The sequence below is a fragment of the Flavobacterium sp. Flavsp81 genome (assembly GCF_059491325.1).
The window spans coordinates 4746235-4771587 of record NZ_CP168505.1 but is presented as its reverse complement, the minus strand read 5'-3'; the positions used below and the strand labels follow the sequence as shown (position 1 = coordinate 4771587).

At 36.2% G+C, this 25353-nt stretch carries 14 protein-coding genes; 3 read left to right on the top strand and 11 right to left on the bottom strand.

The window, feature by feature from the left end; all coding sequences use genetic code 11:
- Window positions 1-135: 135 nt before the first annotated feature.
- The 11 genes from ACEN92_RS19880 to ACEN92_RS19830 all read right to left on the bottom strand — a co-directional run bounded on the left by ACEN92_RS19880 (window position 136) and on the right by ACEN92_RS19830 (window position 21495).
- Entirely contained in the window at window positions 136-2274 is a 2139-nt protein-coding gene (locus ACEN92_RS19880; RefSeq protein ID WP_495640058.1) for a family 43 glycosylhydrolase, read from the bottom strand.
- Window positions 2275-2506: 232 nt separating this feature from the next.
- Window positions 2507-4609, bottom strand: coding sequence for a beta-galactosidase (locus ACEN92_RS19875; RefSeq protein ID WP_495640057.1), 2103 nt, complete (start codon window positions 4607-4609; stop codon window positions 2507-2509).
- A gap of 7 nt (window positions 4610-4616) precedes the next feature.
- Window positions 4617-7307 carry a DUF5695 domain-containing protein gene (locus tag ACEN92_RS19870; protein ID WP_495640056.1) on the bottom strand — a complete coding sequence of 897 codons (2691 nt, stop codon included), beginning with the start codon at window positions 7305-7307 and terminating at the stop codon, window positions 4617-4619.
- 63 nt (window positions 7308-7370) lie between these two features.
- The gene (locus ACEN92_RS19865; protein ID WP_495640055.1) at window positions 7371-9062 is read right to left on the bottom strand and encodes a DUF885 family protein; all 1692 of its coding nucleotides are present in this window, start codon (window positions 9060-9062) and stop codon (window positions 7371-7373) included.
- A 382-nt stretch (window positions 9063-9444) separates the two neighbouring features.
- Entirely contained in the window at window positions 9445-12501 is a 3057-nt protein-coding gene (locus ACEN92_RS19860; protein ID WP_495640054.1) for a beta-L-arabinofuranosidase domain-containing protein, read from the bottom strand.
- Window positions 12502-12558: 57 nt separating this feature from the next.
- Complete coding sequence (locus tag ACEN92_RS19855; protein ID WP_495640053.1) at window positions 12559-14811, bottom strand: S9 family peptidase; 2253 nt, start codon at window positions 14809-14811, stop codon at window positions 12559-12561.
- 279 nt (window positions 14812-15090) lie between these two features.
- The gene (locus ACEN92_RS19850; RefSeq protein WP_495640052.1) at window positions 15091-16506 is read right to left on the bottom strand and encodes an APC family permease; all 1416 of its coding nucleotides are present in this window, start codon (window positions 16504-16506) and stop codon (window positions 15091-15093) included.
- Between the two features lie 159 nt (window positions 16507-16665).
- Window positions 16666-17901 carry an NAD(P)/FAD-dependent oxidoreductase gene (locus ACEN92_RS19845; RefSeq protein WP_495640051.1) on the bottom strand — a complete coding sequence of 412 codons (1236 nt, stop codon included), beginning with the start codon at window positions 17899-17901 and terminating at the stop codon, window positions 16666-16668.
- A 75-nt stretch (window positions 17902-17976) separates the two neighbouring features.
- A complete protein-coding gene (locus ACEN92_RS19840) occupies window positions 17977-18987 on the bottom strand; it encodes a 4-hydroxyproline epimerase (RefSeq protein ID WP_495640050.1) in 1011 nt (336 codons plus the stop codon).
- Window positions 18988-18990: 3 nt separating this feature from the next.
- Window positions 18991-20559, bottom strand: coding sequence for an aldehyde dehydrogenase (NADP(+)) (locus tag ACEN92_RS19835; RefSeq protein WP_495640049.1), 1569 nt, complete (start codon window positions 20557-20559; stop codon window positions 18991-18993).
- 21 nt (window positions 20560-20580) lie between these two features.
- Entirely contained in the window at window positions 20581-21495 is a 915-nt protein-coding gene (locus ACEN92_RS19830) for a dihydrodipicolinate synthase family protein (protein WP_495640048.1), read from the bottom strand.
- Between the two features lie 137 nt (window positions 21496-21632).
- Here ACEN92_RS19830 and ACEN92_RS19825 point away from each other — a divergent pair, with 137 nt between their 5' ends.
- From ACEN92_RS19825 to ACEN92_RS19815, 3 genes are all read left to right on the top strand, one after another.
- Entirely contained in the window at window positions 21633-22475 is an 843-nt protein-coding gene (locus tag ACEN92_RS19825) for an AraC family transcriptional regulator (protein WP_495640047.1), read from the top strand.
- 275 nt (window positions 22476-22750) lie between these two features.
- A complete protein-coding gene (locus ACEN92_RS19820; RefSeq protein WP_495640046.1) occupies window positions 22751-23848 on the top strand; it encodes a hypothetical protein in 1098 nt (365 codons plus the stop codon).
- Window positions 23849-23876: 28 nt separating this feature from the next.
- Window positions 23877-25352: a T9SS type A sorting domain-containing protein gene (locus ACEN92_RS19815; protein ID WP_495640045.1), complete on the top strand. Its 1476-nt coding sequence runs from the start codon at window positions 23877-23879 to the stop codon at window positions 25350-25352.
- Window position 25353 lies beyond the last annotated feature (1 nt).

Below are 25353 nucleotides of genomic sequence, written 5' to 3'. Positions count from 1 at the left end.
ACAAACCAAGATATGATTTGAAAAAGAAGATTAGAGGATTTAATTCTACAGAACAACACTATTTTCTGGTAAATTCAATCCAAACTTGATCAGGAAATCAGCAAAAAAACAGTTCCATGATTAAAAAGTAGTATTCTATTTTGGTTTAGTCTGTTTCATCAGTTTCACCAAATCTTCCTGATTCAGTGCATAATCATACATCCGTAATGAAGCTATAAAACCCGAGAAATTTTCTCCAATATCAGATGCTCCAATTATAATTTTAGCGTTATCAATAGCGGAAGATAATAGCATGTTTTGCGAATTATCTAAAATACCATCTACATACACTTTCTCTACAACACCATCAAAAGTCAGAACAATATAATGCCATTTATTCGCTTCCGGGGTTTTAGTAAATTTCATATCAAAATGACTGTCTAAATGGACTCCTGCACCGTAATTTCCACTATTGTAAGCCAAAGCATTGTATGAATTTGCCAGACCAAATGCATGTCTGTCACACCATGATGCCAAAATTTCTCCTTCGTTTGAAATTTCAGGATTTTTAACCCATGCTGCAACTGTGTATGAACCATTCCATGCTAAGGATTTTGGTACCGGTTTATCTAATATAAAAGCGCCCTTTGTAAAATTAAAAGCCTGAATTCCTTCTGATTTTTCTAAAGATACTTCGCCGCTTTTTACAAAAATTCCACCCAGAGAACCTTTGTTAGAAATGTGATTTATAGCCGAATTGTTAGAAATTTTACCGGCATCAAGATCAACCAATAATTTCTTAGTGCTTTTTACTGCAGGAGTTGCATTGGATTCTTTGTTTTTTAATTTTAATGGAATACCAAATAAGGAACTGTATACTTTAATATTCCAAACTGCCGCATATAGTCCGGTTTTTTCAGTGGCTAAAACAGTTAGTTTTATATAACGTGCCGCCACATCGTTGTCATCAATCATCGGACTTCCGGCTGTACGATTTTTAGATCTGTCGGCATATAGGTTCCACTTAATTCCATTTACAGAATATTCCAATTTATACTGATAATAATAACTGGCAAATTCAAATTGGGTTATTACCCTTTTGATCTTTTTTTCTGAACCTAAATCGATAATTAAATGCTGCGGGGATCTATTTTCAGCAGCTTTCCACATTGTAGCATTATTATCATCAGTAGCAAAAGAAGGCTGATACTGATAATCATATTCGGTAGATTTTAAATGATAAAAGGAAGAAGCCGTTGTTTTTGCCTTAAAAGCAATATCCTCGGGAACTTCAGACTTTACCAAATCTTTTATTCCTTTATCTGAAGGAAGAACTTTTTTTATTACAGAGTCATTCTCAAAAATCATTTTATCTATACAAACTTGTCTGGCAAGTCCGCCTCTGGTCATCGGATAATCGTGTTTATGGTACACAATATAGTAATCCTCATTTTCCTGTAAAACAGAATGATGTCCCGGACCATGAATCGTTTTATCTTCATTAGTACTCAAAATCGGATTGTTTTTTCCGGGAGTAAAAGGTCCGTAAGGCGAATCTGAATACGAATAGCGAACGTTGTAAGTTTCATCATGGCAAGATGCTCCGGAATACATCAGAATGTACTTAGAACCTTTTTTCATCATATAAGCTGCTTCAAACGGAGCGGGCGTCTGTGCTAAGGGTATATTTGTGGAATGTGTCATTCCGTTCATGGTCTTTTTATTTAACTCTCCCACAGCATAGCCGCCATTATAATGAACCCACGTTCCCCAATGTCCATATATTTTACCATCAGTATCTTTAAAAAACTGTGCATCGAGCGATGGAAAATTCTCTCTGGGATATCCATTTGAAATTACCGGAACATCCTGATCACTTAGCTTTTTCCAGGGTCCAACAGGTGAATCTGAAACATATCCATAAATATTACAGCCTATTTCACAATTTCCAAAATACAGATAATATTTACCATCATCTCCTTCAATTATATCGGGAGCCCAAAAATTGGTAATCGATTTTGCTGAAAAAGAAGGGATTTCCATGATATAATTATACCAATTTTTAAAGTTCTTACTATACCAAACCGTAGGAGCGCCCGATGCCAGCATTTCATTATCAGTCGTGGCATAGATATAATAAATGTCACCGAACTTTTTAATTGTAGGATCAGCAAACCAGCCCGGTAAAATAGGATTGACAGCTCCGGGAGAATTTACATCAACGTCTTTTTGTGCAAAAATAGTTCCTGTAAAAACGAGTATGATAAGACTGTAGAATAGTTTCTTTTTCAACATTTTATGTTAATTTAATAGATCTTCATTACCATTTAAGTGTAATTTTATTTTAACACATAGAATCATAGTTATTGCGACATCCAAAAAGGCGTTTCACTTTCTATAAATAAACATAGCTCAGACTATGTGTGAGAAACAAGTTTCTTTTATAATTCTTTTTTTACATTGTGATATAAAATCTATGTTTCTATGTGTTAAATGTTTTAGTTATGATTGCGCAACGAACTTATATTTAATATTTCCAGACCAGTACACCAGCAGTTTTTATTGTTTTGGTTCCAATAATGATTTTGGCACTTTCCGGCAAATTGATGTTGTAAATTTTATCCGAATAATTGACTGCTATACCAAATCCGTCACGATACTCAACCATAACTCCCTCAGGATAATCTTCTATGGGAGCATTTTGTTTTTGATATAACTTCCTTAATATTTGTTTTTCGAGATCACCATTTTTAGAATCTACACCAACATAGGTTACTGTTCCTTTTCCTAAATGATGTGAAATAATTGCAGGAGTTCCGGAATAAAAATCACCTTCATAGGTTCCCCAAATTTCTGTTTCTTTATTTGGTTTAAGTAAATCTCCCCAACTGGTCCAACTAAATTCCTGATTATTAAACTTTATTATACCCGGAGATTGTGGCATTAACAAATCATAGGATTCTATTTGAGTACCTATTAAGTTCCACATCGGTTCATAAAATTTAGCTTCCCAAAGATGGCCCTGACGGTTTTGAATTCCAGATCGACAACTCAACACTAAATTCCCTCCATTTTTTGCATACAAAGTGAGTTTATCGATCATTTTTTGGTCAATCATCTGATAGGCAGGTACAATCAAAAAAGGATAATTAGAGAAATTAGTGGTATCCCGAACAAAATCGACCGGCGCACCAATAGATTTTGCCGCTTTATAATATTTTAAGAAATGCCCAATTGTATTCCACTCTTTTGTTTGCTTGTTTAACTCAATGCCCATAACATTGTCTGCATTAAAAAGAATTCCGGTTTTACGTCCTAAATACTCCTTTGGTAATGTGGCTTTAGTATCGTAAATTTTTCGCAACGTATTAATTTCCTTTATAAACTGGGCAAATTCTGTACCGCCAACGGTTGGTGTTACACCATCTGTACCTACAATTCCATAATGAAACTGCTCAAAACCATATAAAGGGGCACGAAAACGATACGTACACGTAAATTTACTCCCACCTGCAAAAACATGCCATAACCACATACGAATACTTCCGGGCAATGGCTGTGGATTAATATTTCCCCAGTTTACTTGTCCCGGCTGCAGTTCCATACAACCATACATACCTTTTAAAGGACGAAAAAAATCATTAGACATTCCAATAGCAGTATAATCGCCTAAACGATAACCTTTTGGACCAACTCCAAGACTTCCTCCATAAACTAAATATCGTGTATAACAGTCAAAATCCAATTCCTTGCTCATTCCAACAAAACTTTCATCGTAATTGGATCTGTAATTAGACGTAATCCATTGGTCTTTGGTTATGTATTTGCGAATAGTAAGCGCCTGACTATCCAGAAAAGTTGCCGTTTCCTCGTCAGCAAATCTGTAATGATCTAGTTGAGAATGTAAGTTCATTCCCCATTCTTTATGCAGCGGAATATTAATCTGACTAAAGTCGCTATAAGTTCCACTCCAGAAATTATTTCCCCAAGCTTGATTTAAAGCCTCAATAGTTACATATTTTTCCTTTAACCAATTGCGATAGCGCTTTTGTGCATCCGATCCATAATCCAGAAAACGCGAAGGTTCATTATCTACCTGCCAGCCAATAATGTTTTTATTATTACCATATTTTTTTGCTAATTCTTCAATCATTTTTAAAGAATAGCTTCGGTAGTAATTACTTGAAAATGATGCGTGTTGTCTCGAACCGTGATCCGTTTTGGTACCATCTTCATAAGTAGCCAATACATCGGGATGCTGGCGAACCAGCCAGACTGGAGGTGTAGCCGTAGAGGTACACATAATAATTTTTAAATTATACTTTGCAGCAATTTCTACTGCTTTATCCAGCCATTTAAAATCATAAACACCTTCTTGCGGTTCTAATTGTGCCCATGCAAATTCGCCAAAATGGGTAAACTCAAAACCCATTTCGGCAATCTTTTTTAAGTCACGATCCCATTGGCCCTGGTCCCAATGTTCCGGATAATAATATACTCCTACTGTAGTCAGGTCTTTTTTGGGAAAATATTTCTCGAAATTTTGGGCAGCTGAATTTAAACTGGCAAGTATTCCAAATAAGACAAATATTATTTTTTTGAAAAGGTGTTTATTTGATTTCTGCTTCATTTCATACTTATAATTTAATTTGAACAGCTTTATTTTTCAAAGCAATTTTATAGGCACCTCTTACTTTTTCATAAGATAATTTTACATCCTGATCTACTCTTAAATAAGCATTAGGCGTATAGGGAGTTTTAGGATCCAAAGTAATTGTAATGGCACCGGTTTTAGTATTGTAATTTACTTTTTTAAATGTTCCTGCATCTAATGTCAGCCATATTTTTTTCGGTGCAATGAATACTTTAGATTTGGCTGCTGTTGTAATTTCTACTTCAACCTCATCTCCTTTTTCTTTTATATTACCTCCAAAAGCAACCCAGCCATAGTCTTTTTCATTAGTAATAAAAGTAGCCGTATTCACAGCATAACCAAAGAAACCGGAGCCATAATCTCCTGATAAATAATCTATTCTTAAAGTTTCAGGATACGAGTGAAAAGCCGCAGACCCAAAACCATCTTCTGTAATATTTGAAATTCCGCCTAATAATCCGCCGTAACCTACTTTTAGTAAATGAAAATCTTCAGGTGTTTTTCTGAACTGTTCCAAAACCGGAATCGCATTTAAAGCTGATCCATAATGATGAATCTGACGCTCTACTCTGGATAATTTTCCTCCGTATAAAAAATCCCAGTACCTGCGGGCATTCCCATTATAAGCCCAATGTGGCATTGTAGGCATATAGGCTAAAATGGCATCTAGCGTGATCTTCGCTTTATCTGTATATCCAAAATAATCTGACCACATATAGACTTCTTCCTGACCTGTTGAATCCCAGGGCATTTCACTTCCAAAAGGGTAATTAAGCGTTCTCCAATGATCTGCTCTTTCTTTCATTTTAGCTTCCAGATTATTCGCCATTTCTGTATATCCTTCCGTTTTTAAATCTTTTAAAATCAATAAAAAAACCGTTCCTTCCATTTGTCCAAATTGCGCGTAATAAGGTGCTAATCTTGTCATTGCAATGCTGGTTTCGTAAGCATTTTTCAAATACCAGTCCCAAGCGTGATTGGTAACCAAACCATCATGATATCTGGCCAGGCGATACATGGTCCAGTATGCAGCGGCAACGTGCGGATAATTGTATGATCTTCCCGGATCATCAGCACCTTTTTTGTCCCATGCTGCCCAGGTTTTATAATTCACATCTTTGCTGTACGTTCCTTCCGGCATTTTTGTAGGTTCGTAATAAAAAACACTTTTTTTAACTCCGTATTTAAGTGTATCAGCCGTATTATACTGAATTCCACCCCACAATGTTTTATCAACAAACTGCTCTAATTTTTCTACTTCTTCTTTGTTCGGATCAATCAATTGCTTCATAATTGCACCCAGCCATCCTCCTGCTCCTCCTTCGTCACTTAAACCTGAAATCCAGACACGACTGTCCTGAGAAACTTGTTTTTTGGTTTCATAATCATAAGAGATTACCGAAGGATTTCGATGAAAAGGATCATTTTTCTCGTCGAACCATTGGGCTGTTGTCAAAAAATGCCCAAAATCAGCTACTACATTGGTTTCAGATTTTATTACTTTATAATTGATTGTTTGCTCTAATCCGTCTTCATACACTACTGTTAGTCTGGCTCTTCCCCATTTTTTTCCGTGTACAGCGTACTGAAAATAACCGTTTTTATTTTTTGATTTTTCCTCTAAAACTAAAGCCCCTTCCGGTTCTGTTTTAAAAGATTTTATTGCTTTTTTATATTTTATAAAAAGTTGTCCGTCAACATCCTGAGGCAAAACATAACCCGGAACTCCCACTGCCACAGGGCGCTCGTTTTGAATCAAACCAGATTGAATATTTTCAATTTGATCCACCAGTACAAACTTCAATGCAAAACTTTTAGCTTCTCCCGGTTGAAGTACCAATGAAGTTGGTGTGTTCCATTGTTCGGCAGTTTTCCATTCCTGCTCTGCATAGGCTTTGCTTAATGGCATCCATTCGTGGAAGCCTTCAAAGACAATACTTCTTGGGGTTTCATCATCCAATAATGGACGATACGCTTCAAAAGGCATATTTTCCTCCGGAAGTAATAACAATGCAGGTCCGTGACCACTTAGTCGTTTCACTTCAAGATAACCGGCATCCTTACCAATATAAGGATCAAAAAACACATTATGAAGATGCGTTTCATCTAATGTTTTTCCTTCTAAAATGTTATTAAAAACCATTGGAATCCCTAATGCTCCAATTTCCTGAGCGGTGCTGGATTTGTTAGTAATTTCAAAACGCAGAATTAAATTCCCTTCTTTTTCTTCATAAAAGCGTTTTATCATTACAGGAATATCCGCAGGTAATGTATTCGAAAGATTGGCTGCTGCCAAAACATTTCCGGAAACATTCAGAGTAGCAACAGAAGCTCTCTTCGCAGCTGTGGAGTAACTTTTCCAGCTTCCATCTGCTGCTTTAATTCGAAGGTTAATATCTCCTAACTGATATAAACCATCTTTATCCCGAATAGAAAGTCGTTCTCCGGGTGTAAAATCGAACGTTTTATCTGTAACAGGAGACAAAGCCGCTACTGTTTGAGATGATTTTAATAATTTGAGTTCGAAAGATCTGGTGCTCAAATTGATAAATCCTTTTTCTGTTTCGAGCGTTGATTTCTTTGCTTTAATCCTATCCCAATATTCCTGTGCCTGTAAAGTATTTGAAGTAATTGCGCAGCAAATCATCAAAATCAAAAGTTGTATTTTTTTCATAGTTCTAATTATTTTTTTTAGATCTCAATAGATTCTATTTAGCTTCTTTGTTATACTTTTTAATTATTTAAAATCTGTAGAAAACTTCCAATTGGTTTTATAATCTTCAGAAACAGGTAAATCTTCCAATACAATTCGGAGCATTTCGACCGGCATAATATTTTCTTTTAAAACGCGGTCATGAAACTGCTTTTCTGTCCATCCTTTTGCCAGCAATTCATTTCTTAAAGCATAAAACTGTAATCCACCCGTCATATACGCAACCTGATACAGGGGTGCATCTCCACTGGCAAAAGAACGTCTTACTTCGGCTTCCGCATTGGCTTTTTCATGTCCTACTTCATTCACTAACAAATCGATGCATTGCTGCGGAGTCATTTCTCCCAGATGATATTTTAATGAAAATATGATTCGGGCACAACGGTGGATTCTCCAAAAAAGCATTCCTAATTTTTGTTCCGGTGTCTGCGGAAATTGTTTGTTCCAGAGTATGATTTCCCAATACAAAGCCCAGCCTTCCATCCAGAAAGGAGTGTCAAAAGGCTGACGATATGATTTGTAACGGCTGTTCATGAAAAACTGCAGATTATGCCCCGGCAATAATTCATGCTGCACCGTCCCGAAAGAGAAATTTGGATTATTGCCGCGCATACTCATCAGCTTGTCTTTCTGATCCATATCTTCGGTAGGATACGAAATACTGATTTCCCAGCCTCCGGTAAAAAACGGATTCACTTTTTGGCGTTCCGGCGTCATCATAATCATCTGCCAGGTTTCTTTCGTGAGTTCCGGCAAGGTGATTAAATCTCTTTCTTCGATAAATTTTACTGATTGATTATACAAATTGGTAATCGCCTGTGGTTGCTCGCCTGCAGGTACATAAGTATCTTTAACATGTTCCAAAGCTGCTTTCCAGTCTTTTCCATAACCTAATTCTGTTGATGCTTTGATCATTTCTTTTTTGCACCATTCAAATTGATTTTGTGCTGCCGCAATAAGTTCTTCGGGAGAATACGGAATATACTCATACGACAAACTTTTAATGATAGCTTCTCTGCCAATTGGTTTTCCAACAATACCGCTTCCATCGTCTTTTATACTTGTTTTGGAATAATTTGCTCTTAAAAACTCCTCATAAATTTTAAGCTTTTCTGATAGATTTTTATACGGTTTTTCCATCCACCAGGTAAAATCAGGATCATAACTGTAATAAAAATCATAAGCTTCTTTTAATGTTTTCTCAAAAGAAACTACAACATTCACTGTCTTTTCAGCCGCCAGCCAATCTTTAAAAGGTTTGGTTTTCAGTAGTTTAATTTTTTTATCAATACTTATTTCTGCTGCATCAAAAGCTTTTGCCAATTGATTTGAAACAGGTCGTTTTCCTCTTTTCCTTTCTTTAATAAAAAGGTTTATTTCATCTGAAAAATCTAAAACCGAAGCTACTTCTTTATACCCTTTGTATTCTATCTGCAAAAAATAATTTTCTTTGCTGATCAGGTTTTTCAACAATAGGTAATCTACTTTTTCTTCTTTGGATAAATTTTTAAAATCAATACTTTTTATCATTTTTCCCCAGTCGTCATAAAACTTAGAAAAGCGCACATAATATTCTTCGGACTCATTATTCGCGTAGAATTTTTGCAGCGCAGACTTATCTGCCTGAAATGTGTTTATTACATCTATAAGCTCATTGGCAAAGGATTGAAATGTCAGCGATAAAAATAAAATAAGGCTTAGAATTGATTTTTTCATAGTATTGATTTGATGATTTTAATGCTGGGTTATTTTTTTTGCCACGAATTACACTAATTTACACTAATTAAATTCGTAATAATCCGTGTAATTCTAAGTCTTTTGTCCCAAACCCACTTTCTCGAGAATCTGTGTTAAAATATTTTCTCACGCAGATTTTGCAGATAAAGCAGCTATTTAATACTGCACTCTAAAATAAATCTGCTTTATCTGCAAAATCTGCGTGACACAAAAAAAATAATATTTAAATCTGTCGTAAAACATTCTTCTGTTGAACTCTTTTAAGTTAGTAACTCTTTGTCAAAACCAAAAAACACTTTCGTTAATTGCTTCACTTGATTGCTATCGTTCGAGTCGCGGCAACTTCTTTTAATTCTGAAAACTATTTCAGTGTAACATCCAGATAAACGGAATGACGTCCATAGGTTTCATAAAAAGGTTTGAAAACAACTCCGTCAATACTAAATTGCAACTTCTTAGGATTTCCTTCTATCGATTTGCTTATATCTTTAACATCTAAAGTTATTTTGCGCCACTCTTTTCTTGGTTCAGATTCCTGGGCTGCCAGCAATATTGGCCCGTAAAATAAACTCGCAATATTTTGCTGATCCATAACAGGTTCTAAGTGAAATTGAAATGGCATGCGCAGCTCAATTATATCGCCGTCTTTCCATTTTCTGTTCAATGTAAGATAGCTTCCCGGCTGTGCTTTTACCTTTTCGGGCTTACCATTTATCTTGACAAAAAATCCTTTGGTTGCCCAATGCGGTACACGCACTTTTAGATCGAATTTGCCATTTCCTTTAATAGTTAATTTGGTAAAATCCTCGTTAGGAAAATCAGTTGTTTGTTCTACAATCACATTCTTTTCTGTCCATTTTAATGTTGAAGGCACATAAAGATTAACATACAGCGCATTATTATCAGCACTTTTAAAATAAATTGAATTCTGAAATTTCGTATTGCTCTCAATAGCCGTTCCGTTACAACAAGTGAAACCCGTCATGTGTGGATTGCCAAACTGTTTTACGGAACCCGGTCTCAGCGGTACATGGTATGTATTTGCAGGACTATTTTCAGCTACGGAAGAAAGGATGTGATTGTAAAGACCACGTTCATAATAATCCATTAACTCCCCGCGTTGCTCATAAAGAAACAGATCTCCGGTTAATTTAAGCATGTTGTAAGTTGCACAAGTTTCATTTTGACCTCCAGATGAAAAGCCGTTTCCATAAATTGTTGCCGGCTCGCTGATAAAGCATTCCGCATTAGCAGGATTACGTGCTCCGGCAACTCCACCAATACTGTACATATAGTCATTTACGGTTTTATTCCAAAAGTTATCAGCTATCCTGTAATAATCCGGAGTATTGGAATCACGATACATTTCGAGCGCTCCCATAATTTGTGGAATATGCTGATTGGCGTGTAATCCTCTGAACGTATCCACATTTTTAGCTAATCCGTGTGAGTGGTTTGCATCACCATAAAACACTTTGATATTGTCGAATAATTGGGCTACTTCCAAATAATGAAGATCTTTTGTGATCCTGTAGAGTCTTGCCATCGCTTCATTCATTCCGCCAAATTCTCCGGCAATATAGCGGTTCCACATACTGATAAGTGTCTCTGTTGGCAGCTTTTTCATACGGGCGTAAACCCAATCACCCATCCCTTTGGCAGTTTCAAGTGCTTTTTCATTACCGCTTACTTCGTAAACATCCATCAAACCGGCAAGAATTTTATGTAGCGTATAATAAGGTGCCCAAATTTGAGTCTTTTGTCCTCCATAAGTTGCTCCGTTTTCCAGCATAATAAATTGATCCGGTGGATAAGCACTTATAAATCCTTTTCCCCAATTCCAGTAATCGGTACGAATACCTTCGGGACTCAAATCTGAATCATAGGTTGGTCTGCCATCTCCAGGCGGTACTAACGTTGGATCTGACACATACTTTCCTCCGGATTCTTTTGGTTTTCCGGACAATTGTGATAACTGGTACAGCGTATTGACCATATACTCCATTTTTTGAGCAAAATTTGCCTGAAGTGTTTTATCATAACCCGTACTAGCGTATGCCTGAGCAATTGCAGTCAGGTAATGACCTGTAGCATGTCCGCGTAATTTAGTTTCCTGAGTATCCCATACTCCAAGTGGTTCTGCTTCTGTTGGCTGTTTTTGTCCAAAAGCATTACGAAACATATAAAGAAAAGAGTCCGGATCTGTTGTGGCAAGGGTTGTCAGGAACTTATCGCGATTCTCAATAAACTTGGTATGGTGTTCCTCAAGATCGTTATTCAATGAAACCTGATCCAGTTTAAAAACTTCCAGCTTGCGTTCCGGTGGAGCTGTTTCTTTAGCTTCTTTTACAATTACAATAGCTTTTGACTTTAAATCTGTTCCGGGAATGCTTCCGGTTATTGTATATTGCCCACTTTTTAGTACCTGACTATTATCTTTCGGCGAAGGCCAAATTACGCGAACTTCAGGTCCTTCGATTCCATCACGGTAAACACCTTTTACATAAACAGGCAATCGCGGAAGATTCCCCACCGTTGTTTCTACTTTTACATCTGATATACTGATCAGGAATTGATTATAAAGCTGAGGAGTCGTTTTAGAAAACTTTGGTAAATCTGCTGTTTGTTCTTCCCCTGATTCCTCTTCTTCCTGACCTTCTTTTAAAGCATTGTTATAAATTCTGGTAATTTGTTTGTCTGTTAAAGGAACCCGATAAATTCTGAAATCATGTAATTTGGCGTTTAAATAAGTATCTCCATCTGTCAGCGATTTTCCTATGTAAAGCCTGTTTTTTCCACCTGAATTATAATCGAATAATTGTGCTAAGTCCAGTTCTACATTTTTAGTTTCGCCCACCAGTATACCATTCACATAAGTGCTGATCGATTTCGAGGGAATATTTATAATCATTGCTACATGATTCCACTTATTTGTTTCTGCAACTGGTGAATGCGTACTGTATTTATCCCCGGTTTCAGTTGTAATTTCTGTCCGAAATCCTTCTTTATCCCGAGTTCCTGTTGGTGCGGCAAAAAAATGTGATTTGGAGTTTTTTCCAAAATCAAAAAACATTTGCCCTTTTTGTACAGAGCGCAGGTAAATCCAACCTGTAATACTCAGTGATTCTTCTCCTGCCAAAGCATCACCCGGAATTGAAACAAAAGAATTACTATCTGCCGGTAAAGAAAGTACTCTGCCAAACTGTTCGTCATTTACGAATTTAGCCTTTACATCCTGAATTTTTCCGTGTAAATTATTTCGAGACCAATCTTTTGCATCACCATCAAATACATAGCGGGCAATTAATCCGGTTTCGCCAATTCCGTCTAAAATCTGATCACCGTTCTGTGCAAACATGGTTGTACATGATGCCCAAAAACTTAGTATTACACAAATAAATAACTGATATTTTTTCATCCTTAATTTTATTCTTCCGATTTACAAAACCTCTATTTTTTTATTCTTTTAAGAATTCTAATTATAAATTTCATCCCAGCCTGGCGGTGTAACTCCTAATAAATGCTGTACAAAATAATCCCTGCGTTTGCGTTCTCCAAAATCTCCTCCGGCCGAATGTCCCATACCGGGAACGGTAACTAATTCGAAATTTTTATTGGCTTTAATCAATGCATTTGCAAATTGCATGGTCGATGCCGGATCAACATTATCATCTAATTCTCCCAGAATCAGCATCAAATCCCCTTTCAATTGGGCTGCATTGGCGGTATTCGAACACGCTTCGTATTCGGGCCCAATCGGGTATCCCATCCATTGTTCGTTCCACCACATTTTATCCATTCGGTTATCGTGACAGCCACAGGAAGCTACGGCAACATCATAAAAATCTGAATTAAAAACCAAAGCAGCTCCTGCATTTTGTCCGCCTGCTGATGTGCCATGAATTCCAACTTTATCAATATTCATATATGGATATTTTGCAGCTGCGGCTTTCATCCAAAGTTTTCTATCGGGGAAACCTCCGTCTTTTAAATTTTTCCAGCAGACATCATGAAAGGATTTTGAACGATTTGAAGTTCCCATTCCGTCAATCTGAACCACAATAAATCCTAATTCTGCCAAAGACGACATTGCCCAGTAATAAGGCTGAAAGTTTTTTGGAACAAATGAATCCTGTGGACCGGCATAAATATATTCAATAATTGGATATTTACGATTCGGATCAAAAGTAGTCGGACGCACAATAACTCCCCAAATATCTGTTTTGCCATCTCTGCCTTTCGCCGTAAAAACTTCCGGAGCCGTCCAGCCTGTTTTCTGTAATGCCGAAATATCAGCTTTTTGCATTTCTACAATTGTTTTTTGAGAATCAACACTTTTCAGAACTGTAATTGGCGCAGCATCTACCCGCGAATATTGGTCTACATAATAGTTGTAATCCGGCGAAAAAATCACTTTATGATTTCCGTTTTCTGTCGTTAATCTTTTAAAGTTTTTTCCGTTAAAATCAATCCGGCAAAAATGCAGCAAATAAGGATCCTGATCATTGTCTAATCCGCTTGCCGTAAAATAGATTTGTTTTTTTTCTTCATCAACTTTAATTACTTCCCGAACTGGCCAGTTTCCTTTTGTAATCTGATTTTTTACTTTTCCTGTAATGGCATCGTACAAATACAAATGATTCCATCCGTCACGCTCCGAAGCCCAAATGATTTCGTTGCTTTTTTTGAGATCGTATCGGTATCTTTTACCGCTATATTCTACAAAAGTCGGACTGGTTTCTTCTATTAAAACCTTTACTTTTCCGGTAACTGCATTTACTTCCAAAACACGATACACCTGATGCCCTCTTTGATTGTATTCAAAAGTAAAACTGCTGCTGTCGTCTTTCCATTCCATGCCTGAAAGATCATATTGCTCCTGAAATAAATCTGTGGCAACAGGAATTTGTTTTTTTGAAACCACAACAAACAACTGCGGACTTTTAAAAGGTAATTGATCACCGGGTTTTAGATAATCTCTGGTTTGCAATTTTGGCTGAAACTGATCTGACGGACTTGATTCTACAAAATAAATTTTATGCTCTTCACCCGGTCTCACTTTATATGCCATTATTTCACGGCTGTCCGGCGACCATTGCATATAGGATGAATAATAAAATCCTTTTGAGCCATCATAACTCAATTGTGTTTCTGCTTTTGTTTTTTTATTTTTTATATACAGATTATAATTCTTTATAAATGCGATATACAAAGAATCCGGAGAACCTACAGGTTTATTCCCGAGTTCATCAAAATTTCCTCCCCAATAATCCTCTTTTTTCAATGGTTTTTTATAACCACCTTTAATTTTAGTTAATTCATAGGTATTTAAATTACAGGATATTTTGAGTGTATCTGTTGTAAAAACTAATGTTGACAACGTTTTATCAAATTCTAAATTATCGATCGGCAGCTCTTTAGAACTGACTTCTTTTCTCAGAATTTTTGACAGCGATTCACTTAATCGATTATGATCAAAAGCCAATGATTGTTTGTGCTGCTTCGTATCGACCAAAAGAAATTCTTTTCCTTTTAGAATGTTGTTACTATACCAAACATAATCATTCCCGATCCAGTGAAATTCTTTAGGGGTATTTATTGTTTTGTTTTTAAATAAGGAATCTACGGCATTTGCCTTCTTGTACTCTTTCAAAGTACCCTGGGCATAACCTGCTAAACACCACGAAAGTGTTAAAAACACACTTATTTTTATTACGGTTGTTTTCATAATTAAATATTAATAAATATATATATAATTTTCTGATGTCTATGGGCTAATATTAACTCATATTAAGATTATATTACCCCAATGGGAATAGAATGCAGGAAAAAATAGGTTATTAAATACTAATAGTGTTCAAATCCAGATTTGTAGAAACACAGGCTTTACATTCAGCATATTGTAGAAACGCACAGCAAGTGCGGCTACGCAATATTTGTCGATATCTGGGTGTAGATGCACTGCTGTGCGCCTCTACGTTAACCAACAGATCAAATTGAATAGCAATTAATTGGTACTTTTTTCTTTTATCAAATAATAAATTGGAATTCCCATTAACATTATCAAAACTCCCCAGCCACAAGTTGAGAATTTTGTAAATAATAAAGAAATACAAACAACCGAAGCAATTATAATGTACAGCAATGGTAAAAAAGGATATCCAAAAGCTTTGTAAGGACGTATTGCATCAGGCATTTTTTTACGAAGAATAATAATTCCGCAAATAGTCAGGATATAAAAAATAAGGACTATGATAATTACAAAGTCCAATAAATCTCCGTATTTGCCTGTAAGACATAATACAGAAGCCCAGATACATTGCGCCCAAAGTGCCCAGGCAGGAACACTTGCATTATTCAATTTGGCTGCTTTTTTAAAAAACAAACCATCGTTTGCCATCGTGTAATAAACTCTGGCTCCTGCCATAATCAATCCGTTATTGCAGGCGAAAGTCGAAATCATAATCATCAGTGCAATAATCAATGTTCCAATGTCTCCAAAAATATATTGGGAAGCTACTACCGCTACTCTGTCAGATTTAGCTGTTGCGATTTCGCTTAACGGAATAACAGCCACATACATTAAGTTGGTCAGAACATAAATTATAGTAACGATAACTGTTCCTAAAAGCATACTTAACCCAACATTACGCTTAGGGTTTTTAATTTCTCCCGCAATGAAAGTAACTCCTGTCCAGGAATCACTGGAAAATAAAGCTCCAACCATAGCAGCAGAAATTCCGGAAATTAAGGCGGTTCCTCCAATTGGCAGCCAGGAACCTGATTCTGTATTAAAAGAATGAGGTGTCCAGGCATCTGTCCAGTTGGCATCCCAGACAGAAGCTTTAGCAGCTAATGTAAATCCGAAAATGATTAATCCCGAAATCGATAATATTTTGATAATAGTAAGTATCGTTTGTAAAATTTTACTGTTTTTTACACCACAGGTATTTAAATAGGTTAAAAAAATGATTGTTACAATCGAAACTATCTGGGCTACATTAAGTTTAAAGCTTCCTACTTGATAAATGATATTTTCATCGCTCACAGCCGGAACTAAATAGGCTGCAAATTTTGAAAACGCCATTCCAACCGCTGCAATTGTTCCGGTTTGGATAACAGCAAAAAAACTCCAGCCGTACAAAAAGGCGATTAGTTTATTATAGGCTTCTTTCAGGTACACATACTGACCTCCGGCGTTAGGAAACATGGCACTTAATTCTCCATAACTTACTGCTGCGATCATAGTAATTAATCCCGAAATCAGCCAAATTAAGATCAGCCATCCCGTAGATCCAACTTGTCTGGCAATATCAGCACTGACAATAAATATTCCTGATCCGATCATCGAACCTACCACAAGCATGGTTCCGTCCAGAAGTCCGAGTTCTTTTTTAAATTCTTCCTGATTATTATCTTTCATTTTTTGGCTGGTTAATTTTGGTTATGATTTCAAAAATGTATTTAAAATTCTAAATATTGGTTTGTATTTAAAATTTCCTTTAAATAAAATAATCTAAAAACGGTAATAGCTTTAATGAAAAATTCAGCTTCATTTTGATTAAAAAAATGAAGCTGAATTTTATAATTGAAACATTTGGGTATCTACTGATGTTCGTTTCTCAGAAATAATCTCGGCTACTATTTTGCCCGTAGCCGGTGCCAGACTTAATCCCATCATCGCGTGTCCTGTGACTAAAGTTAAATTTTTAATCTTTTTATCTCTCGCAATTATTGGCATTCCCGAAGGTGTACATGGCCTGAATCCGAACCAGGTTTCTTCTTCTTTTGGCATCTCAATTTTTAAATCCGGATAAAAATCATTAATTGAATTCACAATCCCCTGAACTCTGTTCTGATTGATTTTGGTATCACTGGTATGGGTAATTTCCATCGTTCCTCCAAAACGTATATCATTATTCATAGGGGTAACCGCTACTTTTCCTTCACATAAAATAGTCGGAATCGAAGGTTTATGGTTTTGATCTTTTAAAGTAAAACTGTATCCTTTTCCCGGTAAAATTGAAATATTGATATTTAATTTTTTAGCAATTTCAGGACTCCATGATCCGGAAGCCAAAACAACCTCATCTATTGTAAAGATGCCTTTATTGGTTATGATTTCAGTAATTGTGTTGTTCTTCAAAACAAAATCATTTACAGTTGTCTGAGTATGAATTGTCACATTCAGTTTGTTTAATTCTTCCTTGATAAACTGCATGAATTTTTGCGGATAAATATGTGCATCGCTTTTATAATGAACACCTCCAATTACATTTGTTGCTGTGCCTTTTTCCAGTTTTGAAACTTCTTCTTTTGAAAGGAAATCGACTTCTAAACCTAATTCTTCCGCCAGTTTTCCTTCATGATGAATTTCTTCGGCAGTTTTATCTGTTTTGTAAAGCATCAAAAGCCCTTTTTCTTCATAGAAAAAAGAGTTGTTTTCTTTGGCAAAATCCTGATACAGTTCCTTACTCAAAAGCGATAAATCACAAAGTGCCGGCATTGCTTTCTCCACATGTTTTAGATTGGCGTGTTTATAAAATTGCAGTCCCCATTTCATTAAGTCTGTACTCAATCTGGGTTTCACATAAAACGGACTGTGGCTATCGAACATCCATTTTATTCCCTGGGCTATCATGCCCGGCTGTGCAAGCGGAATTATATGCGAAGGAACAATCATTCCTGCATTTCCATAAGAACAGCCATCTGTCATATCCGATTTATCAAAAACAACTACTTCATAACCTTCTTTGGCCAGATAATATGCTGAACATAAACCTATTATTCCTCCACCAATTATACCTATTTTTTTCATCAGTATTATAAATTTAAAAATTCATTGACAAAACGTATTCTGTAAACCAATGAATCTTATAGAGTATCATTTTATCTAAATTACCTGAAAACCAAACGCATACGGGTCATCATCTTCGTCAATGATGATATTATTATAACCGTACACTTTTGCCCAGCCCTGAATACTTGGCACAATAGCTTTAATATTTCCTATCGAAGTTTCCTCTTCCACCCGTCCGATAAACTTGCTTCCGATAAAACTTTCATGAATATAATCTTCTCCTTTTTTTAGTTTTCCTTTGGCGTGAAGTTGTGCAATTCTGGCTGAAGTTCCGGTTCCGCAAGGAGAACGGTCAATGGCTTTGTCACCATAGAAAACAGCATTTCTGCCTGAAGATGCTGGATCGATAGGTTCTCCTGTCCAAAGCATATGACTTACATCGCGGATGGTATCGTTTTCCGGATGAATAAAAAGATTCGGATATTTTTCATTGATTCGTTTGCGGACTTCCTGACTGTACTGAACAATTTTTCCTGCCGTAAAGTCATGAATTCCGGAAAAGTTCTTTTGCGGATCTACAATGGCGTAATAGTTTCCTCCGTAAGCCACATCAAAAATAATCTCACCTAATCCCGGACAATCAACAGTCAAACCTTCTGCAGCCAAATATGATTTTACATTTGTCAGACGTACCCAGTCCACTTTTTTACCTGTTTGCTGGTATTCGATCTGAACCAGTCCTGCAGGGGCTTCCATTTTAATTTTTCCCGGAATTTTAGGAATGACTAATCCCTCTTCGATAGCAATCGTAATGGTTCCGATAGTTCCGTGACCGCACATTGGCAGACATCCTGAAGTCTCTATAAATAAGATTCCAAAATCATTTTCCGGATTACTGGGCGGATAAAGGATGCTTCCGCTCATCATATCATGACCCCGTGGTTCAAACATTAATCCTTTACGGATCCAGTCGTATTCTTTTAAAAAATGCTGCCGCTTTTCACTCATGTTGTTTCCAACCAGATTTGGGCCTCCGCCGGCAACTACTCTTACTGGATTTCCGCAGGTATGTGCATCTACACAAAAAAATGTTTTTCTAGGCATAAACTAAATAGGATTCTTTGTTAGTATATCATTTACTGTTCTGATAATATTTAAAGGATTTTTATCCTGCAATCCGTCGGGCAATAATTGATCCGGCCAATCCTGAAATGTAACCGGACGAACCCATCTTTTTACAGCTGTTAATCCTACCGAAGTAAATTTACTGTCGGAACTCGCAGGAAAAGGGCCGCCATGTGTCATTCCGGAACAAACCTCAACTCCTGTTGGAACATTATTATAAACTAATCGTCCCACTTTGTTTTTTAGATTTTCAATGACTTCTTTGAATGCTTCCAATTCTTCTAAATCAGAATTTAAAACTGTACCTGTCAGCTGTCCTTCTAAATCATGAATAATTTTATTCAGCTGTTGAATATTATCACATTTAACAACAACAGAAAAGGGACCGAAAACTTCCTTGTGAAATGTTTTGTTTTTTAAGAAGGTATTGCCATCAACAGTTATTATATTTTGTAATGCATAATTTGGTTTTACCTCTTTATTTAAACTAGTCTGCTGCGTATATCCTTCTTGCCCAAGAACTTCTGATTTCAGATTTTCATATTGAGTTTTAATAGCAGGATGCAGCATACAGGTTGGTTCTAAATTATCTAACTCTAAGACTAAATTAGCAATAAATTTATCTAATTCTTTGCTGTTTATTCCTAAAATAAGTCCCGGATTTGTACAAAACTGACCTGTTCCTGCAACGATTGATGAGGCATAATTTTTAGCCCAAATTTCATTATCGTTTTTTAAGGCGGATGGTAAAACCACTACCGGATTTATACTTCCCATCTCTGCATAAACAGGAATTGGGACTGATCTGTTGGCAGCAATTTTACAAAGTGCCGTACCTCCTTTAATACTTCCTGTAAATCCAACTGCTTTTACTAATGGATGTTCGGCCAAAGCTGCTCCAACCGCTATACCGCTGCTGTTGATATTAGAAAAAACGCCATTAGGCATGCCCGTTCTTTTTGCAGCTTTAATAATGGCCGAAGCAACCAGTTCTCCTGTTCCCGCATGAAGCGGATGCGATTTTACAATCACAGGACAACCGGCTGCCAATGCGCTTGCTGTATCACCACCGGCAGTAGAGAAAGCCAGTGGAAAATTACTTGCTCCAAAAACTACTACAGGTCCAATTGGAATCTGTATTCTTCGGATATCCGGCTTTCCTTCTGTTTTATTAATGACGGCTTCTACCCACGAACCTTCTCTTAACATGGTTGCAAATGCTCTTAACTGTCCGGTTGTTCTGGCTCGTTCTCCATTTGCTCTTCCGGCAGGAAGACCTGATTCCTGAATATAAGTCGCTAATAAATTTTCGCCAAGAGCTTCAATTTCTTCAGCAATAGCCTCTAAAAACTCCGCTTTTTTTACGTCTTCAATTGTTCCGTATATTTTAAAAGCTTCATCTGCCAATACCACAGCCTGAGAAATTTCATCATCGGAAGCTTCATAAAAAACTGTTTGATTCTCCGAATTTAATTCCGGATTTATTGTTTTATATGTCGTTTTACCTTTTGCGGAAAGCAGATCTCCAATATAATTTTTTCCTGTTATCATAGCTTTCTTTGATTCTAAAAGTTATATGTTTTTGTATGCCGGTAAAGCGGGTCTGTTTTTCATGGCATAATCAATAATTGCTAAAACACGTTCTCTCTCTGTTCCCTGCAACGGAAGTCTCGGTGCCCTTACGTTTTCTGTTCCGAGTCCGGTGGCAACTTCAGCTAATTTTATATTCTGCACCAATTGCGGTGAAATATCTAATTCTAACAACGGCATAAACCATCTGTAAATTACTAAAGCTTCTTCAATTCTTCCTGCTTTTACCAATTTATAAATTGCAACTGTTTCTTCGGGATATGCCACTACCAAACCTGCAACCCATCCATCAGCTCCGGCCACCAAACTTTCCAGAGCCAGAGTATCAACTCCGCAAAGCACTTTTAAACGATCTCCAAAACGGTTTCTGATTCTCGTTACATTACTAATATCCCTGGTTGATTCTTTTACTGCCTGAATGTTTTCTAATTTTAAAAGTTCTTCAAACATGTCAAGTGTTACCTCAATTTTATAATCAACAGGATTGTTGTAAATCATAATTGGTAACGAAGTGCTTTTTGCTATTTCTTTAAAATAGACAACTGTTTCATGGTCTGTGGCTTTATATCGCATTGGCGGCAAAAGCATCAAACCATTTACACCTAATTCTTCAGCACGTTTTGCCAAAGTAATTGCTTCGCTGGTAGTCTGCTCAGCAATATTTACGATAACCGGAATTTTTCCTTCGACTATTTTTAATGTCGTATTTATTAGAACCTCTTTTTCTTCTTTAGTTAATGTACTGGCTTCGCCAAGGGTTCCGCCCAGGATGATTCCGGAAGCTCCGGCATCGATTTGGGCTTTAATATTTTTTTCGAACATTACGAGGTCTAATTGACCTTCTTCTGTAAACTTTGTTGTTACAGCTGGCATTACGCCTTTCCAGTTTATCTTCATAACTTAATTTTTATCAAAAATAAAACTTATCCAAAGGGGCGTCTTTGTCATTATTAGCCGTTATCAATACTATATTACCCTATCTATTGTATTATCTGATTTTTTTGTTAATATTTACATAACCAAAAAAAATCACTTTGAAAATCTTACCTTTTAAAATACCAAAAACCGAAAGAGAGGCTCTTATTTATCAGGAAGATATTGAGCGGATTTTTTATGATCAATTGCATCAGCATGAAGAAATTCAGATTAGTTATATTGTGAAAGGTGCCGGAACATTAATAGTTGGAGATTCCATAAATGATTATAAAGAAAATGATATTTTAGTGATTGGTGAAAATCTGCCACATGTTTTTAGAAGCAATGTAGAAGCCAGTCCTGAATCCATAATGCTGACTTTATTTTTTACGAAAACCTCTTTTGGAAAAGATTTTTTCAGCCTTAATGACATGAGCAGCGTTGATGATTTTTTTAAGGAATCAGAGTATGGAATGAAAATCTTATCGAATCAAAAAAAGATCACACACCATTTTAATAAATTAAAAAACCAAAATAAAATACAACGAATTGCCTCTTTCCTAAAAATTATAAACATCATTATATCGTCTGAGAAAACACCACTTTCTTCTTTTGTCTACAAAAAGAAATATACTGATGATGAAGGACGACGAATGAGCGCCGTTTTTGAATATGCCATCGAGTTTTACCATCAGAATATTACTTTAGATGAGGTTGCTGAGAAGGCAAATATGAGTAAAAATGCTTTTTGCCGCTACTTTAGAAAACGTACCAACAAAACTTTTTTTCAGTTTTTGATTGAAATCCGAATTGAAAATGCGTGCAAGCTTCTCCATAGCAAAAAAGACCTTTCGATAGCATCTATATCTGAACTTTGCGGATTTCAGGATATCGCCAACTTCAATCGAAAGTTTAAGGAGTTAAAAGGAATTTCGCCTTCGCATTATCGTGCACAATTTTAGTTTTGTTATAATTTCAAAATAGATTTCCTGATTTCTAATTGTAATTCAGAAGTTTGCCAAAATTCAGCTTCGGTAAATCTTCTCCCTTTTTTATCCAAATAATTATATACAATTTTTCTTATAACTATTTAATGTAAATTTTGTCATCCAATTTTGACAAATAGCTATAATAGTATTGTGTATTGACAAAATAACACTACATAACGGTATTAAACATGACTACTTTTGGAGAAAATTTTTACAAAAAAATTTTTACTCGCAAACCCCACTAATTCATGATCAAAAAATTACCTTTTCTTCTTCTTCTCCTATTTTTATTTCAAACCAAACTTAGTTTTAGCCAGGCAGACACAAATAATCTTATTGACAATTTTGTAACCACCATGAACAATGCCGGCTTATCAAAAAGCCAGACTGCCAAAGTCAGGGATTTAATTGTAGAAAGAAACAGGCTTATTGCCGAGGACACAAAACTGCAAAACGAACTGAAAGCTAAATACCCATTTGTATTTCATGACGAAGAAACCACTACTAAATACAGTAATCAGCAATTTGTTCGGGCATTATCTGAAATTATTACTTTGGCACAATTCAAACAGCTATTCCTGCCTCAGCTGGATGCGAGAATACAGCTAATGGCCAATGATAAATTCAATCTTTTGAAAAAAAGATACAAATTCACTCCCGATCAGGAAGCAAAACTCAAAAAGCTGTTATCTGAAACCACCACTAATGAAATTGTTACCAAAGAATATTATAACTATGATGATGATTTGTCCTGGAATAACTATACTGAAGAAAAAATAAAATCCTCGGACAAGGAGCGTGAACTGCTAAAAAGCTTCGGGTTGTTTTATTCTAAAAACACGAAAACAGACACCCTGATTAAAAAACTTACCGAGGCTAAAGTAGATGCAGAGAGAATAAACCAAATACTATTGGCATTACAGGTTTTACAGGAACGCAACGATAAACGCCTCAAAACATGGAGAGAAAATGATGCTGCCAATGTCTTCAATTTCCACGATCCGGGTGATGATGAATATGCAATTTATCTGGACTTCCGTGAACAGATATCTAAAATATTAAAAATCGAAGAATTCAAAACCGTTTTTGTATCACAAATGCAAAACCGGATTAATCGCGATACCCAAAAAGAATTTAAAACACTCAAAACCAATTATAAACTGACTGATGCACAATATGACGAAATTCAAAAATTAATTCTGGAAAAAAATACTGAAAAAGTCGTAACCGAAGAATATTATAAATACAGCTACGAACTGTACCAGCAAAAACTGCGTGCCGTAGAATACCGTCATGAAAAAGGGATCAGGGAAGCAATTCAAAAGTTTAACACCCCAAAACCTTAAAAAACCATTAAGAGATAAATACCCAATTATGAGAAAAAAATTACTGTTTATTATTTATTGTTTATACGGAATTACCTGTTTTTCGCAAGGGATCAGTTTGGATTATACCGGTCAGATAAATCGAAATTTATATGATGTTGGCGAAAGCCAAAGCCATCCGGGCTCTCTTGATGCCTTACAGGCCAGTGCTGATCTGGGAGATGCCAATTGTCTGAATCTTTTAGGGCTATTGTACAGAGAAGGTCTGGGAGTTCAAAAAAGTGAGGACAAAGCTTTTGAACTCATTATGAAAGCAGCACAAAAAGAATTTCCGGCAGCAGAATTCAATATCGGGAGATTCTATATGATTGGGACCGGATGTGATATCGATTTTGATCAGGCAACACATTGGCTGACCATAGCCGCAGATCATGCCAACGAAAGAGCGGCATATGCTTTAGGGTATATGTATTTTAAAGGTTTCGGGGTACAGCAGGATTATAAAAAAGCCATCTCATGGTTCGAATTATCGCCATGGTCAATGGCCAAGCACTATTTGGGCGTATGTTACTATTTTGGTTATGGAGTTGAAAAAAATGAAGACAAAGCGATTCTTTATTTTTCTCAAAGCCAGACTACCAATAGCAATATGTTCCTGAACCATATTGCCGAAAATGTAAAAGAAACTGTTGATGCCAGTATTGCAAAAGAAATTAATGAAAAGGAAACAGAGAAAAATACCGCTGTTGCCAAAGAAGTAATCAATAAAACAACAGAGAAGCTTGCTGATGCCGAACAGGCTAAAACCAAAAAAGAACTAAAGCCAAAATATTTTAACGGAAAGTGGAAAGGCAAGCTAATAGAACTGGACTACTCAGGAAAAGAAATCACAAGGATATTGCCATTGTCATGCGAATTTACCGGTGAAGAAAATGAAGTACATTATAAGTGGGAAATAAACAAAACAGTAACTGAAAATACAGCTATTTTGGAAGATAATGCTTTGTATTTTGAAAGACAGTATATGACTTTTGATATGCCTTATTCTGAAAATCCAAATTCGAATACCCTGACATGGCAGTTATTATCTTCCCAAATGGAATTTAAAGTGGTAAACAAAAAAACATACTTAACCGGAAATCTTCAAACGTTTACGGATGAGTGGAAAGAATCAGGACCTCCAATGCATATTATTTTAAAACAAACCGAAGAAGGAGACGAAGATTTGACAGCAGAAGAACTCCTTGCTTTAAGCGATCAAAAAGAGCACTTTATCACCTTATATCCAAACCCTTTCGAAAGTGATGTTTTGATAGCGTATGAACTTGAAAATGCTGCTGTTGTAAATGTAGGAGTGTATGATTTATCCGGAAATGCAGCAGCCATTACTTTAGAGCAGGGCGCCTCACAAACTCAGGGTAAACATAAGTATACTTTTAACGGAAGTAACCTTGTGCCGGGAATGTACATTGTACGTGTAGGTGTAGACGCCGAAATGCATTCCAGAATATTAATTAAAAACTAAA

Bases quoted from the DNA above. Each gene is read 5' to 3' on its own strand.
- ACEN92_RS19875 (WP_495640057.1), bottom strand. From the start codon at position 4,609: ATGAAGCAGAAATCAAATAAACACCTTTTCAAAAAAATAATATTTGTC.
- ACEN92_RS19815 (WP_495640045.1), top strand. From the start codon at position 23,877: ATGAGAAAAAAATTACTGTTTATTATTTATTGTTTATACGGAATTACC.
- ACEN92_RS19830 (WP_495640048.1), bottom strand. From the start codon at position 21,495: ATGAAGATAAACTGGAAAGGCGTAATGCCAGCTGTAACAACAAAGTTT.
- ACEN92_RS19865 (WP_495640055.1), bottom strand. From the start codon at position 9,062: ATGAAAAAATCAATTCTAAGCCTTATTTTATTTTTATCGCTGACATTT.
- ACEN92_RS19880 (WP_495640058.1), bottom strand. From the start codon at position 2,274: ATGTTGAAAAAGAAACTATTCTACAGTCTTATCATACTCGTTTTTACA.
- ACEN92_RS19870 (WP_495640056.1), bottom strand. From the start codon at position 7,307: ATGAAAAAAATACAACTTTTGATTTTGATGATTTGCTGCGCAATTACT.
- ACEN92_RS19850 (WP_495640052.1), bottom strand. From the start codon at position 16,506: ATGAAAGATAATAATCAGGAAGAATTTAAAAAAGAACTCGGACTTCTG.
- ACEN92_RS19855 (WP_495640053.1), bottom strand. From the start codon at position 14,811: ATGAAAACAACCGTAATAAAAATAAGTGTGTTTTTAACACTTTCGTGG.
- ACEN92_RS19840 (WP_495640050.1), bottom strand. From the start codon at position 18,987: ATGCCTAGAAAAACATTTTTTTGTGTAGATGCACATACCTGCGGAAAT.
- ACEN92_RS19860 (WP_495640054.1), bottom strand. From the start codon at position 12,501: ATGAAAAAATATCAGTTATTTATTTGTGTAATACTAAGTTTTTGGGCA.
- ACEN92_RS19820 (WP_495640046.1), top strand. From the start codon at position 22,751: ATGATCAAAAAATTACCTTTTCTTCTTCTTCTCCTATTTTTATTTCAA.
- ACEN92_RS19835 (WP_495640049.1), bottom strand. From the start codon at position 20,559: ATGATAACAGGAAAAAATTATATTGGAGATCTGCTTTCCGCAAAAGGT.
- ACEN92_RS19845 (WP_495640051.1), bottom strand. From the start codon at position 17,901: ATGAAAAAAATAGGTATAATTGGTGGAGGAATAATAGGTTTATGTTCA.